The organism is Bradyrhizobium sp., assembly GCF_027307225.1.
Taxonomy (GTDB): Bacteria; Pseudomonadota; Alphaproteobacteria; order Rhizobiales; family Xanthobacteraceae; genus Bradyrhizobium.
The window spans coordinates 19,644-33,647 of the sequence record NZ_DAHUXJ010000047.1; the positions used below are offsets into that span (position 1 = coordinate 19,644).

Sequence of the window (14,004 nt, forward strand, 5' to 3'; positions counted from 1 at the left end):
AACAGCGCGTGGTCTAATCGGCCAAACTCAAAGCCATAATCCGGGAGGAAACATGTCGACAGTCAAACTGACGGTAAACGGCAGGGCGGTCTCGGCCGACGTCGAGGACCGCACACTTCTGGTCCACCTCCTGCGCGATCATCTGAACCTGACGGGCACCCATGTCGGCTGCGATACCAGCCAATGCGGCGCCTGCACCGTTCACCTCGATGGCCGCGCGGTCAAATCCTGCACCATGCTGGCCGCACAGGCCGCGGGCTCAAGCGTCACCACCATCGAAGGCATTGCCAAGGGCGACGAATTGCACCCGATGCAGGCTGCGTTCCGCGACAATCACGGCCTGCAATGCGGCTTCTGCACGCCGGGCATGATCATGGCATCGATCGATATCGTGCATCGCCATGGCGGCAAGCTCGATGAAACGACCGTCCGCCACGAGCTCGAAGGCAATATCTGCCGCTGCACCGGCTATCACAACATCGTCAAGGCGGTGCTCGATGCCGCCGGCCACATGAAGGTCGCGCAGGCGGCCGAATAGCCGCAGGCACCTCAAGATACGTTCGTCACAAGACAGATTAGTCACCAACAACAGACCGCCGCGTTCGATACAAATGGCGGGACTTGAAACTCCGGTAGGGAGAACAGGACCATGGGTGTTGAAGGCATTGGCGCCAGCGTCGTGCGCAAGGAAGATCGGCGTTTCATTACCGGCAAGGGACGCTACGTCGACGATATCAAGCTGATGGGCATGACATTCGCCCAGTTCGTCCGCAGCCCGCATGCCCATGCCAGGGTCAAGGGCATCGATACTTCCGCGGCGATGAAGATGCCGGGCGTGATCGCCGTCCTGACCGGGCAACAGATCGTCGACGACAAGATCGGCAATCTGATCTGCGGCTGGGCCATCACCTCCAAGGACGGCTCGCCGATGAAGATGGGCGCGTGGCCGGCGATGGCGCCGGAGACGGTGCGCTTTGTCGGACAGGCGGTCGCGGTCGTGATCGCCGAAACCAAGAACCAGGCGCGTGACGCGGCGGAAGCCGTCGTCGTCAATTATGAAGAACTGCCGGCTGTTCCCGATATCCGCGCCGCGATCAAGCCTGGCGCGCCGCAGCTGCATCCCGAAGCGCCCGGCAACGTGATCTTTGACTGGACGCTCGGCGACGAGGCCGCGGTCGACGCCGCCTTTGCCAAGGCCGCCAACGTGGTGACCTTCGAGCTCGCCAACAACCGCCTCGTGCCAAACGCGATGGAGCCGCGCTCGGCGATTGCCGATTACAATGAAGCCGAAGAGCACTTCACGCTGTACACGACCTCGCAGAACCCGCATGTCGCGCGCCTTGTGCTGTCGGCGTTCTACAACGTCGCTCCGGAGCACAAGCTGCGCGTGATCGCGCCCGATGTCGGCGGCGGCTTCGGCTCCAAGATCTACATCTACCCCGAAGAGATGGTGTGCCTGTGGGCGTCCAAGAAGACCGGCCGTCCGATCAAGTGGACCGGCGACCGTTCGGAATCGTTTTTGACCGACATGCATGGTCGCGACCACATCTCCAAAGCGGAGATGGCGTTCGACAAGGACAACAAAATCCTAGGGCTGCGGGTGAAGACCCACGCCAATTTCGGCGCCTATATGTCGTTGTTCTCTTCGGCCGTGCCGACCTATCTTTATGCGACGCTGCTGTCGGGCCAATACAACATTCCAGCCATTCATGCCGAGGTGATCACGGTCTACACCAACACCACACCGGTCGACGCCTATCGCGGCGCGGGCCGGCCCGAAGCGAGCTATCTCGTCGAGCGCATGATGGAAACTGCGGCGCGGCAGTTGAAGGTCGATCCGGCCGAATTGCGGAAGAAGAACTTCATCACCCAGTTCCCGTACCAGACGCCGGTCATCATGGCCTATGACGCCGGCGACTTTCACGCATCGATCGATGCGGCGATGAAAGCGATCGACTATGCGGGTTTCCCGGCGCGCAAGGCCAAGGCCAAGGCTGAAGGCAAGCTGCGCGGCATCGGCGTGTCCTGCTACATCGAGGCCTGCGGTATCGCGCCTTCGAAGGCGGTCGGCAGTCTGGGCGCCGGCGTGGGCTTGTGGGAATCCGCCGAGATCCGCGTCAATCCGGTCGGCACCATCGAAGTGCTCACCGGCTCGCACAGCCACGGCCAGGGCCACGAGACGACATTCGCGCAGTTGGTCTCCGAGCGCCTCGGCGTTCCGATCAGCCAGGTACAGATCGTGCATGGCGACACCGACAAGGTGCAGTTCGGCATGGGCACCTATGGATCGCGCTCGCTCGCCGTTGGCGGCACCGCGATCGTCAAGGCGATGGAGAAGGTCGAGTCCAAGGCCAAGAAGATCGCCGCGCACCTGCTTGAAGCATCCGAGGGTGACATCGTCATCGAGAACGGCGAGTTCAAGGTGGCCGGCACCGACAAGTCGCTGGCGCTGCCGATGGTCGCGCTCGCGGCCTACACCGCGCACAACCTGCCGGAGGGCATGGAGCCCGGTCTGAAGGAGACCGCGTTCTACGATCCCACCAACTTCACCTTCCCGGCCGGCGCCTATATCTGCGAACTCGAGGTCGATCCCGGCACCGGCAAGACCACTTTCGTCAACTTCGTCGCAGCCGACGATTTCGGCCGGCTGATCAACCCGATGATCGTCGAAGGCCAGGTCCATGGCGGGCTCGCGCAAGGTATCGGCCAGGCGCTGCTCGAAGGCGCGGTGTATGACGAGAACGGCCAGCTCGTGACGGCGTCGTTCATGGACTACACCATGCCGCGCGCCGACGATCTGCCGTCGTTCAAGCTGTCGCACACCACGACGCTGTGTCCGGGCAATCCGCTCGGCGTCAAGGGCTGCGGCGAAGCCGGCGCGATCGGCGCGTCGGCTGCCGTGATCAACGCGATCACGGACGCGATCGGCAACAACAGACTGGAAATGCCGGCGACGCCCGATCGTGTCTGGCATGTGATCAACGGCAAAGCTGCTTAGGCAGGTTCGTCATTCCGGGACGATGCAAAGCATCGAACCCGGAATCTGAAGCACGGTTTGAGATTCCGGGTCTGCGCCTGTCGGCGCATCCCGGAATGACAGAGAAGAGATTTCAGGGAGCACCCCATGTACCAGACCACCTATCATCGCCCCTCCTCGGTTGACGAAGCGGTTGCCCTGTTCGGAAAGGGCAATGACGCCAAATATCTTTCGGGCGGACAGACGCTGATTCCCGTCATGAAGCAGCGGCTCGCCTCGCCCTCGGATGTGATCGATCTTGCCAGGATCAAGGAACTGATCGGCGTTGACGTCTCAGGCGACACCGTGACGATCAAGGCCGCGACGCCGCATTATGAAGTCGCGCAAAACTCGGCTTTGCAGAAAGCGATCCCGGCGCTCGCGCACCTCGCATCACACATCGGCGATCCTGCCGTCCGCCATCGCGGCACCATCGGCGGTTCGCTCGCCAACAACGATCCTTCCGCCGATTACCCCAGTGCGGTGCTCGCGCTCGGCGCGACCATCAAGACCAACAAGCGCTCGATTGCGGCCGACGATTTCTTCAAGGGATTGTTTGCCACCGCGCTTGAAGACGGCGAGATCATCACTGCCGTCGCCTTTCCGGTTCCGGCCAAGGCAGGCTACGCGAAATTCCCGCATCCCGCCTCGCGCTTTGCCCTGACCGGCGTCTTTGTCGCCAAGACAAGGTCCGGTGACGTCCGCGTCGCCGCAACCGGCGCCTCGCAAAATGGCGTGATGCGCGTTGCCGCGATCGAGGCCGCGCTGAAGGCGAACTGGAGCGCCAGTGCACTGGCAAACGTCACGATCGCCGCAAGCGGGTTGATGAGCGACATTCATGGCTCCGCCGACTACCGCGCCAACCTGATCAAGGTGATGGCGGAACGCGCGGTGACGGCCGCGGGATAGGTCTTTCGGGCATGCGAGGACCGTTGGTCGTCGCATACCCTGGCTTCTCGATGGTGTTCTCCATCATCGTCCTTCGGGAGACGAGGCGGTCGCGCCATCGAGCCGCGCCAGCGCGTCGCGAACTTCGTGCTGGATCGATGCAATGTCGGCCTTGCTGCGCGGCAATTCGCGCCGATGCAGTTGTCTTGCGAACACGACCGCTGCCGGGCGGTGGCTCAGGAAGAACAGATGGTCGGCAAGCTCGATCGCTTCTGCCAGACCATGGGTGACGCACAGCGTGGTGATCTTCTCGCGCCGCGTCAACGCGGTCAGCTCCTCGCGTAACCGCGCCGCGGTCGTCTCGTCGAGCGAGACGAAAGGTTCGTCAAGCAGCAGCAGCGTCGGCCGCACCGCGAAGGCGCGCGCGATCGCAACCCGCCGCGCCAGCCCCAGCGAAAGCTCGCCGGGATAGTGCGCCATGTGAGCCGCAAGGCCGAGCGTCTCGACCAGCGGCCCGAGATCGGTCGCTGTTTTTCCCTCGGGCAGCACCAGGTTGATATTCTCCTCGACGGTGCGCCAGGGCAGCAAGCGAGGCTCCTGGAAGACGATGCCGAGCCGGTGCGATGGCGGCACGCGGCGCGTCCCGACAAAATCGGAATCGAGCCCGGCGGCAATGCGCAGCAGCGTGGTTTTGCCGCAGCCGGACGGCCCCATCAGTGCGCCGAAAGTACCCGCTTCAAGCCTGAGCGTCAGACCGCGGATCACCTCGACAGGATTTCCGTCGGCCGAGAGGTATGTCTTGCTGTCGATACGAAGCTCAAGTGCGTCGGCGCCAGCGTTGGGCTCGTCTTTCAAGTGGCTGCACCAGAAGGTTTTCAATTGTCAGCATGACTGCGATGAACGTTAACGCATAGCTCAGGATCTTGGTCAAATCGAACAGCGAGAACGCCGAGCCGAGCACGAAGCCGACACCATTCGGGCGTCCGATCAATTCCGCCACCAGCACAATTTTCCAGGCAATGGAAAGACCGGACCTTGATGCAGCCGCGAAATATGGGACGAGTTGCGGAATGACGACGTGACGCATGCGAACCGAGCCCGTCAAGCCGAATGCCCGCGCCATTTCGTCGAGTTCCGGATCGAGCGAGCGGGCGCCCTCGCGCATCACGACGACGACATTCGGCAGCTTGTTCAGCGCGACCGCCAGGATGGCTGCGGTTTCGGTCAGCCCTATCCAGATATAGGCAAAGATGATGGTCACCAATGCCGGCAGGTTGAGCAGCACGACCAGCCAGGGATCTGCGTAGCGGTCCACGCGCTTCCAGCGGCCCATGGCAAATCCGGCGAGGGCGCCAAGCACGAGCGAGATCGAGAACGCCACGACGACCCGCGCCAGCGTGCATCCCATCTGGTACGGCAGCTCTCCGCTTGCCGTCTCGGTAACAATCTCGGAGACCACCGCCAGCGGGCCCGGCAGCATCCGGGAATGGACGAGAGCGGCAGCGATGGCCCAGATGACTACAAGGACGATGATCGACAGAAGACGCGCCACGCCTGTTTCCCTGCATGCAAGACCACTGCCGAACCCTCCTCGATCACCCCTGAGACACCGGCGATTTGCACTTTGGTCGGAAGTCGCGGGCCGCGCAATCCGACGCGAGTCCAATAGGCGGGATCGGGTGCCCTACTCTCCGCTGACGGACGGATGGTAATAGAGATGGGGGTCGAGCCCTTTGGCCGGGCCCACGAGTTCGGGGCCGCCGAGGTCTGCGAGCGTCTTGAAGAGTTGGCTGGCATCGGTGATTTCGCCGTCGAGCGAGCGTTTCGGCATGCCGGCGCGGGTTCGATCGCGCAAGGCGCGGAATGTCGCCTCGTCCTCGGCCTTGATCAGGGGGCGGAGCGCGTCCCATTCGCTGTCGGACTTCGCCAAAATATCGTTGGCGGCTTTCGCGACCTCAAGGAAGCGATCGATCGCGCTGCGGTGGCTGGTTGCGAACGCCTCCGGGAAAACATACCCGACCATGGCGATGGGCTCGGCGGCGCCGAGTTCGCGTTCTGCGTCGCGCACATCGAGCACCGATCGGAATCCGGATGCTTCCAGCCGCGCGCAGAAATTCCAGAAGTTGAGGCTGGCGTCGGCTTCGCCCTGCTCCGTTTTCTGGAACATCAGCGGCGGCGCGCCATATTGCAGCGTCGCCTCGCGCTTGAGATCGATGCCGCGCTGGAGCGCGGCCGCGCGCACGATCAGCCAGCTCTTGTCGAGGGGACCACCGGCAACCGCCAGCACACGGCCCTTGAGATCGGAGATCCCCTTGATGGGCGAATCCGCTTTCACCATCACGGCGCCGACCGCACTCGAGTACGGATAGAACACGAGCTTGCCGCCAAGCGCCCGTTCCCGTGCGACCCAGAGCCAATCGGAAATCGCGACGTCAGCCGATCCGCTGTTGAGCGCGAGCTTGCCGGCATCGGGCGAGGCGAACTGGCTGACGCGAAGATCCAGTCCGGCGCGCTCGGCGAGGCGGTGGCGACGGATGACGTCGAGCACCCACGCGAAGGTGCCGGTGGCCTGGAACCCGACACGGAGCGTATCGGCGGCTGGCACTGGTCCGGCAGTGATGAGCAGCAAAAATGCCGCAAGGCAGGCAAGCCGCGCCGGCCGCCGGCTGCGAAGCCAACCAATCCAATTTCCGCGACCAGCGGCCGAGTTGCGCGCGCCGGGGTCGCGCGAAGACTGCTTTTTGCGTGGGTTCAAGGAGGGACTCATGAGTGGGGGCGACGGAGAGCAGGATGGCACATCCTGATCAGGATATGACCCGCAAAGACGGGGTGCCAGACCGGCGTTTCCCATGCAATGCGACGAAAAGGCCCGGTTCCGGCCAGGCCTGAGGGCCACTTGTTCCGGCCTCATCCTGAGGAGCATCGCGCGAGCGATGCGTCTCGAAGGATACCATCAAGGCATACCTCCGCATCCCCGCGGCGAGATTCGTCCGGGCGATGCCAAATCGTTGTCCCTCTGGAAACAGAGGGGGCAGGGAAAGCCGGATGCTTTGCGCACCCGCAGCCTCGCGTCCGAAAAAAGGTAGGACACGAGTTAGTCACCACAGGTCCGCCGAAACATTCCGGCCTTCCCTGCGCGATGGTTTTACGGCTTATAGCGCGCTCTCTCTGGTGATCGGGCTTTCTTGTCACCATCCCCGGCGCAACGCGTAAGCGTTGTCGCCGTGTTAACGCCAGCGTCGAGGCGTCAAGACCACACGACTTCGCCGTCCGCGCTTGCCGCCGCTCGTCTGGCGACGCCAACGCGTCCATCGCATCCCCTACCCAACGTTCGTGACGATCGCGAAACGCCCCTCTTGATCGGGCATAAGGACGCGCGAAGAACAACCATTGATTTGCCCGACGGCACAAGGGGAAATGTCTTACGTCGCACTGAATGGGAACTAACCAGTTGAAATAATTACAAATGCCAAAAATGACGAGCAAAAAAGCTATTTAGATGGTCCAATACATCTGTAGGGTGTGATTCTCTCAAAGCGTACCTTTCATGGCCGACAGCTCTGTGGGAAGTCGGAATGTTGTTTTCATCAGCAAAGCAACTCCCGGAGATGACGAGTTTGTCTTGTGGTTGGCTCCGCGCCTAGAGGCTGCGGGCTATGCCGTCTATGCCGACATTCTAAGGCTCGATCCAGGGATGCGCTGGCGCCAGGAACTGACCACGACCCTTCAATCCAAAGCAGTCAAGATGCTCTTGTGCTGTCAGGATTCCAGCCTCGCGCGTAACGGCGTTCAGGAGGAAATCGGCATCGCAGAAGATTTAGTGAAAGAGCTGAAAGACCCACAATTCATCATTCCTCTGCGAATCCAACCCTACAAGAAAGTATTCGGCATCGGCGAACTTCAATATGTCGACTTCTCTGCGAGCTGGGCAGACGGCTTGAACGATCTGCTCGACGCGTTGCAAAAGCAAAATGTCCCGCACGATGCGTTACAGGTTCGCATCAGCCCCAATTGGGAGCAGTACCGGCAGCGTAACGCCATTCAGATCAAGAACGAGCCCGAGGCCCTAACGTCGAATTGGTTACGCGTCGTCGAAATTCCAGACACTATTCGCTACTTCGCGCCGACCGGCTCCGTAGATCATTCCGCGTTGCAGAAAGCAGCGGGCGATTTCGAATATCACGCTCAGGCGCACGAGCGAGGCTTTTTCTCGTTTGCCTCTCTCGACGACGTCAACGCCAAGCTCCCCCATATCGGCAAGTTCGAAGTTCTCCACGAGATCGACGCGCTATCTTTTGTCAAAGATGGATTTCCCGATCGTTTGATCAAAGGCCGTGACGCATCCAATTGGGTACAATCGATCTTCCGGAAGGCTTGGGAGGCTTACGCCAGAAAACGCGGACTGCTTAGCTTCGCTTATTCGAGCGACATAGCGTTTCATGTAGCGCGCGACCAGGCTCGGATTGGTCAGCGATTTGGCTGGGGAACACAGGGCGAGAAGCGCTCCTCGATGCTGCGCAACATCGCCAAGAAGCATGTGTGGTCGTTCGGCGTTACCGCTATTCCGTCATTCTGGCCCTACTATCACTTCAAGATGAAATCCCGCGTGTTGTTCTCGGAAGTCTCTGGCGACGAGGCTGGATCAGTGGTCGGCGATAAGGCAGCTCAGCACCGCCTGCGCCGCTCAGTTTGCAAGGGCTGGCGTAACCCGCAATGGCATGGACGGTTGCGGGCTTTCCTCGAAATGCTGGTAGGGGACGCCCCGTACATCGATCTCGCCGTAGGCTCAGCCGACCAAATTAAACTCGAAAGTGTGCCGATCTTTTTCACCTCACCCGTCACGACCGATTTGCCGGATCAAATCGACGATGCGGCCGAAGAAGTCGATGAAACGACAATTATTGGTCCGCCCGCCGACGAGGAGGACGATGAATGAAGCTCACTGAAACATCGCTTCCCGTTCTCCATATACCCGAACCGCCGCTGGAATTTTCGTACGGGCAGCAGAGCCCTTATCCGAAAGACGGCCTATTTCTTTACGGGCCGCATCTCAAACCTCAGAAGACTCCGCAGCTTTCGATCGGTGTGATCGGCAGCGCACAAGGTGTCGCTCATTTTAAAGATTGGGCCAAAAAGCTTAAGGGCCGCATCGACGTTCCTCCGCCAAAGCGGGGCGAAAAGAAGAACCGCCTTCACCTTACTAATTTTCCCGGTATCGAAGAGGCGTTTGGTCTCTCTTTCGATCCCGACAAGATCGTTTCTTATGCGATTGATCCCAAGGAACTTGATGAAGCCACGCGCACCATCAATTTACACGAAGCCGTCCGAAAAGCGGTTGAAGTCTACGTCACAAAAGTCAAGCAGCACGACAAAAACGAAGAACACAAAATAGACGTTTGGTTTCTAATCCTGCCCGAACTCGTCTTTGAGCGCTGCAAGCCGAAGGCAAAACGGACGGGCCTATCGCTCGTCAAGGGCGATTTCGGAAAGAAACAGAAGGAGCGCACCGATTTGCCGCTCCTGGGACCTGTTATTGACCAAACATCGGAAGAGATCTTCGACGATATTCCAGATTTTCACAGACAGGCCAAGACTGCCTTTCTGAAACTTAATTACACATCTCAGCTGGTCCGCGAGACCACGCTTGCGCCCGACGCTTTCCTGAACAAAGCGGGATATCCGACCCGGCGCCTGCAAGACGCGGCAACGGTAGGATGGAATCTCGCGACGGGACTTTATTACAAGACACAAGCTGAGCCTCCTTGGAAGCTGGCATCTGCGCGACCCGGTGTCGCCTACATAGGTTTCGTCTACAAACTCTTGCCAAACGATCCGAATGAATTCGTGTGCTGTGCGGCGCAGATGTTTCTCGCTGAAGGCGATGGCGTCGTTTTTCGTGGCGCAAATGGGCCATGGAAGACGGGAAAAAACGAATTTCATTTGAAACCGACCGCGGCCAAGCAGCTTATTGGGCAGGTGCTCGAAACGTATCTGGCCAAACATGGCGGCCCCCCAAAGGAACTTTTCATTCACGGTCGGACGACCTTCAATGACGAAGAGTGGGACGCGTTTAAGAGCGCCGTTCCAAAGGAAACGACCCTTGTTGGTGTTCGGATCAAATCGACCTATGGCGAGACAAAGCTCTTTCGCAATGGCGACTATCCGGTGCTACGCGGCACCGCTATCATTCTCGATAGCCAGAATGCTTATTTTTGGACAACCGGCTATTTGCCCCAGCTCGACACCTATATCGGACCGGAGACACCCAACCCGCTTTTCATATCCGTGCTTCGCACCAGCAACGAGATGCCACCGCTTGAAAACGTCCTTACCGACATCATGGGACTGACTAAAATCAACTACAACGCCTGCAACTTTAACGACGGTCTACCGGTTACGGTGCGCTTCGCCGATAAGGTCGGCGATGTGCTTTCCATGGGAAGCGCGAAGGGCTCAGCGAAGCAGCCCTTTAAGTTCTATGTCTGAGCAGGGCATTGACCCTCCATCAGGAATTCAGGCGCTTTCTAAGCGTCTATTTGAAGCACTTGCCGGATACGCTCGCGATCCAAAAATCGTTCTCATCATTGAAGAGCTCGAATGGTATGCCACGACCGACGAACGGGTCATCGGCATACTGACCTTCGACAAATTCGATCATGATTTTGGTTGGGTCATACTCGGCAAAGACGACCGGCATCGCTTCCGTTCGATCAACGTCAACGTCTCCTTTCCGACGCCGGATGCTTCGCGAAGCGGGCTTTTTTCGGCAATGACAACACATCAGGCCCAGCCAGACGAAAGCTTCTATCAGGCCGACGACCCTAAGCCGCCGACCGATTTCTTTACGCCTGTGGTCGATGATGCCCGTCTAAATCCCACCTTCAAAAGGCTTGTCGAAGGCATCAAATATTCCTCAGCGCGCGACATCATCAAGCCGATGATGCGATTTTACGATGACACAGATGGCAATTTCGTCGAGCAGTTTCAGACTACGGCTTTCGACGCGCGACTTTGGGAACTGTATCTGTTCGCGACCTTCACCGAACTCGGATATGCGCGGGCGCCAGGCACGGCCGTGCCCGATTTCATTTTTACCAGCCCGTTCGGTTCGCTCGGCATCGAAGCCACAACCATAAACCCACCGAACAACCGAGAGTCCCAATTGCCCAATACTCCGGATGAGATGAAAACGTATCTAGAGAACTTTATCCCGATCAAGCTTGGCCGCGCGCTTCGGCGGAAGCTCGAAAGGAAGTCGCCCTATTGGACAATTCCGGAAATGGACGGCTTGCCGTTCTGCCTTGCCATCCAGGATTTTCATCACACCGGAACGATGCGGGCCATAACGCAGGCTGCCACGGATTATGTCTTCGGGGTGCGTAACAACATCGAAGATGGAAAGATGAAGATCGAGCGCATCGAACACCACGTATGGGGCAAGTCAAAAGAGGCATCCGGGTTCTTTTCCCATCCGGGTTCCGAGAATGTCAGCGCCGTGATCGTCAACCCTCAGGGTACACTTAGCAAGTTCACGAGAATGGGTTACATCGCCGGCTTCGGCGACCGCCGCGTGAAAATCATACGGCGCGGTCTGGTGCGCGGTGAACACAACAAAGACGATCCTCGGCCGCGCTACTTCGTTCACGATGTCTCAAAGCCGGACTATTCGGAGTCGTGGGTCGAAGGAATGGTCGTCTTACACAACCCCAACGCTCGCATACCGTTGCTACCCCCTTTCATCGACGGTGCAAGCCACGAGTTCTTGCAGGAGGACGGACGCCTGATGTCTCTCTTCCCCGAATTTCATCCCTACTTCTCGGAGACAATTATTTTGGCACCCGACGATACGAGTAAAGTTTGATCGCGCGTCCGCGCGCACCACCATGCCGCAGAAGTCAGTGCCTATTCTAGCCAGCCGTACAATGTCCTATCCATCCCATTTTATGTGAGTGCTTCAATCACCGACCCGCTGTCGCTGACCCAGCCGAAGATGCCGCCCTGCGCCTTGATCATCTTCAGCCCGATGTCATGGAATTCCGGAAAATAGGACGCGCAGCCGTCGGCCAGCACGACGCAGCGATAGCCGCGGTCGTTGCCCTCGCGCACCGTGGTGTGAACGCACACCTCAGTCGTGACGCCGCACACCACGAGGTTCTCGATGCCGTGACGGTTCAGCACCGCGCCAAGTTCGGTGGCATAGAAGGCGCCCTTGCCCGGCTTGTCGATGACGATCTCGCCCTCGCGCGGAGCGAGTTCGGGGATAATGTCATGCCCGGCTTCACCGCGAATGAGAATGCGTCCCATCGGGCCGGGATCGCCGATGCGTAAAGAAGGCGCGCCGCGTTCGACCTTGGCGATTGGTGCATCCGACAAATCGGGCAAGTGACCCTCGCGGGTATGGATGACCAACATGCCGGCCTCGCGTGCGGCGGCAAGCACCGCGGCCACCGGCTTTACGGCGCGAGACAACTGCGACACATCGTTGCCGAGCGTTTCGCCAAAACCGCCCGGCTCGAGAAAATCGCGCTGCATGTCGATGATGACCAGCGCCGTCTTCGCGAAATCCAGTTCGACCGGCGCGGGCTCCGCCTTGAGAACGCCTTTCCCGGGTTTGCTCACGAGGTCTTGCCTTTCAGTCTTCAGCCGCAAGTTCGCTCTAGTGCCCACTTTCCGAAGTTCGTGTTGCATTTCAGCACGCACCTTTCACGAACTTCGGAAAGCTATGGGCACTAGCAAATCTATGATTCTAGTGCCGCTTTTCTATTTGAAGTTCCTGGATCGAATTCGCCGCTTGCGGTGCAGGAACTTCAAATAGGCGGCACTAGGACGGTTTCAGACCGAAGCGGACGTTGGGCCGGATTTTATGAGCGCGCGGCCTAACGCTTCACCAACGGACAGCCGCCGTCCGCAAGCGAGCGGAACGCCTGATCGCCGGGGATGGTGGAAAGAATCTTGTAGTAATCCCACGGCCCCTTGGATTCGGCCGGCGACTTCACCTGCGCCAGGTACATGTCGTGCACCAGGCGGCCGTCGGCGCGCACGTGTCCGCCTCTGACGTAGAAGTCGTTGACCGGGAGTTCGCGCATCTTCGCCATCACGGCCTTGGCCTCATCGGTGCCGGCCGCCTTGATCGATTCGAGATAGTGGTTGATCGCCGAATAAACCGCCGCCTGCGGCATCGTCGGCATCCGGCCGAATTTCTCGAAGAACCGCTTCGACCACGCGCGGGTCTCCTCGTTGCGGTCCCAGTAGAACGCCGTCACCAGTTTCAATCCTTGGGCGGCCTGAAGCTGCATGCTGTGCACGTCGGAGATGAACACCAGCAGCGAAACGATGGATTGATTCTTGGTCAGGCCAAACTCGTTCGCCTGCTTGGTGGCGTTCACCATGTCGCCGCCGCCATTGGCGAACGCGACGACCTTCGCGCCGGAGGCTTGCGCCTGCAACAAATACGAACTGAAATCCGCGGTGTTGAGCGGGTGACGCACGCTGCCGAGCACCTTGCCGCCGGCGGCTTTCACCGCCGCGCTCGCATCCGCCTCCAGCGAATGCCCGAACGCATAGTCGACCGTGAGGAAGAACCAGGTGTCGCGCCCTTCCGCGACCACCGCCTTCGCGAGACTCGTGGTCAGCGCGTAGCTGTCGTAGACCCATGAGGCCTCGTTCGGCGTGCAGGACTTGCCGGTAAAGGCGGTGCTGCCGACCGCGCCTGCGATCGCGATGCGGTTCTTCTCAGCGGCGAGTTGCTCGACCGCGAGCGCGACGGAGGAGTTGTCGAAGCCAATCGCCATGTCGACCTTGCCGACATCGAACCACTCGCGCGCAATCCCGGCACCGACATCGGATTTGTTCTGATGATCGCCGGATACGATCTCGATCGGCTTGCCGAGCACCTTGCCGCCGAAATCTTCCACCGCCATTTTTGCGGCCACCACCGAGCCCGGACCGCCGAGATCGGCATAGAGGCCGGTCTGATCGTTGAGGACGCCGATCTTGACGACGTCGCCGGATATTTGCGCACGCGCCCCGTGCGCCGCCAATCCCGTGACCAACAGCGCCGAAACCAGCGCAAGCCGTAGCCGCATGCCGTCTCTCCCCTT

Annotated in this window: 11 protein-coding genes; 6 read left to right on the forward strand and 5 right to left on the reverse strand. The window is 59.8% G+C overall.

Annotation, left to right across the window (positions count from 1 at the left end):
* The first annotated feature begins 52 nt into the window (after window positions 1-52).
* The 3 genes from M6D32_RS07495 (at window position 53) to M6D32_RS07505 (ending at window position 3,925) form a co-directional block, all read left to right on the forward strand.
* Window positions 53-538, forward strand: a complete 486-nt coding sequence (locus M6D32_RS07495; RefSeq protein WP_298254893.1) for a (2Fe-2S)-binding protein — start codon at window positions 53-55, stop codon at window positions 536-538.
* Window positions 539-649: 111 nt separating this feature from the next.
* On the forward strand, window positions 650-2,998 hold the full coding sequence (locus M6D32_RS07500) for a xanthine dehydrogenase family protein molybdopterin-binding subunit (protein WP_298254894.1): 2,349 nt from the start codon (window positions 650-652) through the stop codon (window positions 2,996-2,998).
* A gap of 126 nt (window positions 2,999-3,124) precedes the next feature.
* Window positions 3,125-3,925: a xanthine dehydrogenase family protein subunit M gene (locus tag M6D32_RS07505; protein WP_298254895.1), complete on the forward strand. Its 801-nt coding sequence runs from the start codon at window positions 3,125-3,127 to the stop codon at window positions 3,923-3,925.
* A 63-nt stretch (window positions 3,926-3,988) separates the two neighbouring features.
* Here M6D32_RS07505 and M6D32_RS07510 read toward each other — a convergent pair whose 3' ends face one another.
* The 3 genes from M6D32_RS07510 to M6D32_RS07520 all read right to left on the reverse strand — a co-directional run bounded on the left by M6D32_RS07510 (window position 3,989) and on the right by M6D32_RS07520 (window position 6,659).
* Complete coding sequence (locus M6D32_RS07510; RefSeq protein WP_298254897.1) at window positions 3,989-4,759, reverse strand: ATP-binding cassette domain-containing protein; 771 nt, start codon at window positions 4,757-4,759, stop codon at window positions 3,989-3,991.
* The gene (locus M6D32_RS07515; RefSeq protein WP_298254899.1) at window positions 4,722-5,456 is read right to left on the reverse strand and encodes an ABC transporter permease subunit; all 735 of its coding nucleotides are present in this window, start codon (window positions 5,454-5,456) and stop codon (window positions 4,722-4,724) included. Before M6D32_RS07515 ends, M6D32_RS07510 begins: the two co-directional genes overlap by 38 nt.
* 132 nt (window positions 5,457-5,588) lie before the next feature.
* Complete coding sequence (locus tag M6D32_RS07520) at window positions 5,589-6,659, reverse strand: ABC transporter substrate-binding protein (protein ID WP_298254901.1); 1,071 nt, start codon at window positions 6,657-6,659, stop codon at window positions 5,589-5,591.
* 792 nt (window positions 6,660-7,451) lie between these two features.
* Between M6D32_RS07520 and M6D32_RS07525 the strand changes: the two genes are divergently transcribed.
* The 3 genes from M6D32_RS07525 to M6D32_RS07535 are packed head-to-tail and all read left to right on the forward strand — an operon-like array spanning window position 7,452 to window position 11,765.
* A complete protein-coding gene (locus M6D32_RS07525; RefSeq protein ID WP_298254903.1) occupies window positions 7,452-8,840 on the forward strand; it encodes a toll/interleukin-1 receptor domain-containing protein in 1,389 nt (462 codons plus the stop codon).
* Complete coding sequence (locus M6D32_RS07530; protein WP_298254905.1) at window positions 8,837-10,390, forward strand: hypothetical protein; 1,554 nt, start codon at window positions 8,837-8,839, stop codon at window positions 10,388-10,390. Before M6D32_RS07525 ends, M6D32_RS07530 begins: the two co-directional genes overlap by 4 nt.
* On the forward strand, window positions 10,383-11,765 hold the full coding sequence (locus M6D32_RS07535; protein WP_298254907.1) for a hypothetical protein: 1,383 nt from the start codon (window positions 10,383-10,385) through the stop codon (window positions 11,763-11,765). The genes M6D32_RS07530 and M6D32_RS07535 overlap by 8 nt, the downstream gene beginning before the upstream one ends.
* A gap of 80 nt (window positions 11,766-11,845) precedes the next feature.
* Here M6D32_RS07535 and M6D32_RS07540 read toward each other — a convergent pair whose 3' ends face one another.
* Complete coding sequence (locus M6D32_RS07540; protein ID WP_298254908.1) at window positions 11,846-12,523, reverse strand: isochorismatase family cysteine hydrolase; 678 nt, start codon at window positions 12,521-12,523, stop codon at window positions 11,846-11,848.
* 257 nt (window positions 12,524-12,780) lie between these two features.
* Window positions 12,781-13,989, reverse strand: coding sequence for an ABC transporter substrate-binding protein (locus tag M6D32_RS07545; protein ID WP_298254910.1), 1,209 nt, complete (start codon window positions 13,987-13,989; stop codon window positions 12,781-12,783).
* Between the last annotated feature and the right edge of the window lie 15 nt (window positions 13,990-14,004).

Excerpts from the sequence above, each read along its gene's own strand:
- M6D32_RS07495 (WP_298254893.1), top strand. The coding sequence starts at position 53 with ATGTCGACAGTCAAACTGACGGTAAACGGCAGGGCGGTCTCGGCCGAC.
- M6D32_RS07500 (WP_298254894.1), top strand. The coding sequence starts at position 650 with ATGGGTGTTGAAGGCATTGGCGCCAGCGTCGTGCGCAAGGAAGATCGG.
- M6D32_RS07505 (WP_298254895.1), top strand. The coding sequence starts at position 3,125 with ATGTACCAGACCACCTATCATCGCCCCTCCTCGGTTGACGAAGCGGTT.
- M6D32_RS07525 (WP_298254903.1), top strand. The coding sequence starts at position 7,452 with ATGGCCGACAGCTCTGTGGGAAGTCGGAATGTTGTTTTCATCAGCAAA.
- M6D32_RS07530 (WP_298254905.1), top strand. The coding sequence starts at position 8,837 with ATGAAGCTCACTGAAACATCGCTTCCCGTTCTCCATATACCCGAACCG.
- M6D32_RS07535 (WP_298254907.1), top strand. The coding sequence starts at position 10,383 with ATGTCTGAGCAGGGCATTGACCCTCCATCAGGAATTCAGGCGCTTTCT.
- M6D32_RS07545 (WP_298254910.1), bottom strand. The coding sequence starts at position 13,989 with ATGCGGCTACGGCTTGCGCTGGTTTCGGCGCTGTTGGTCACGGGATTG.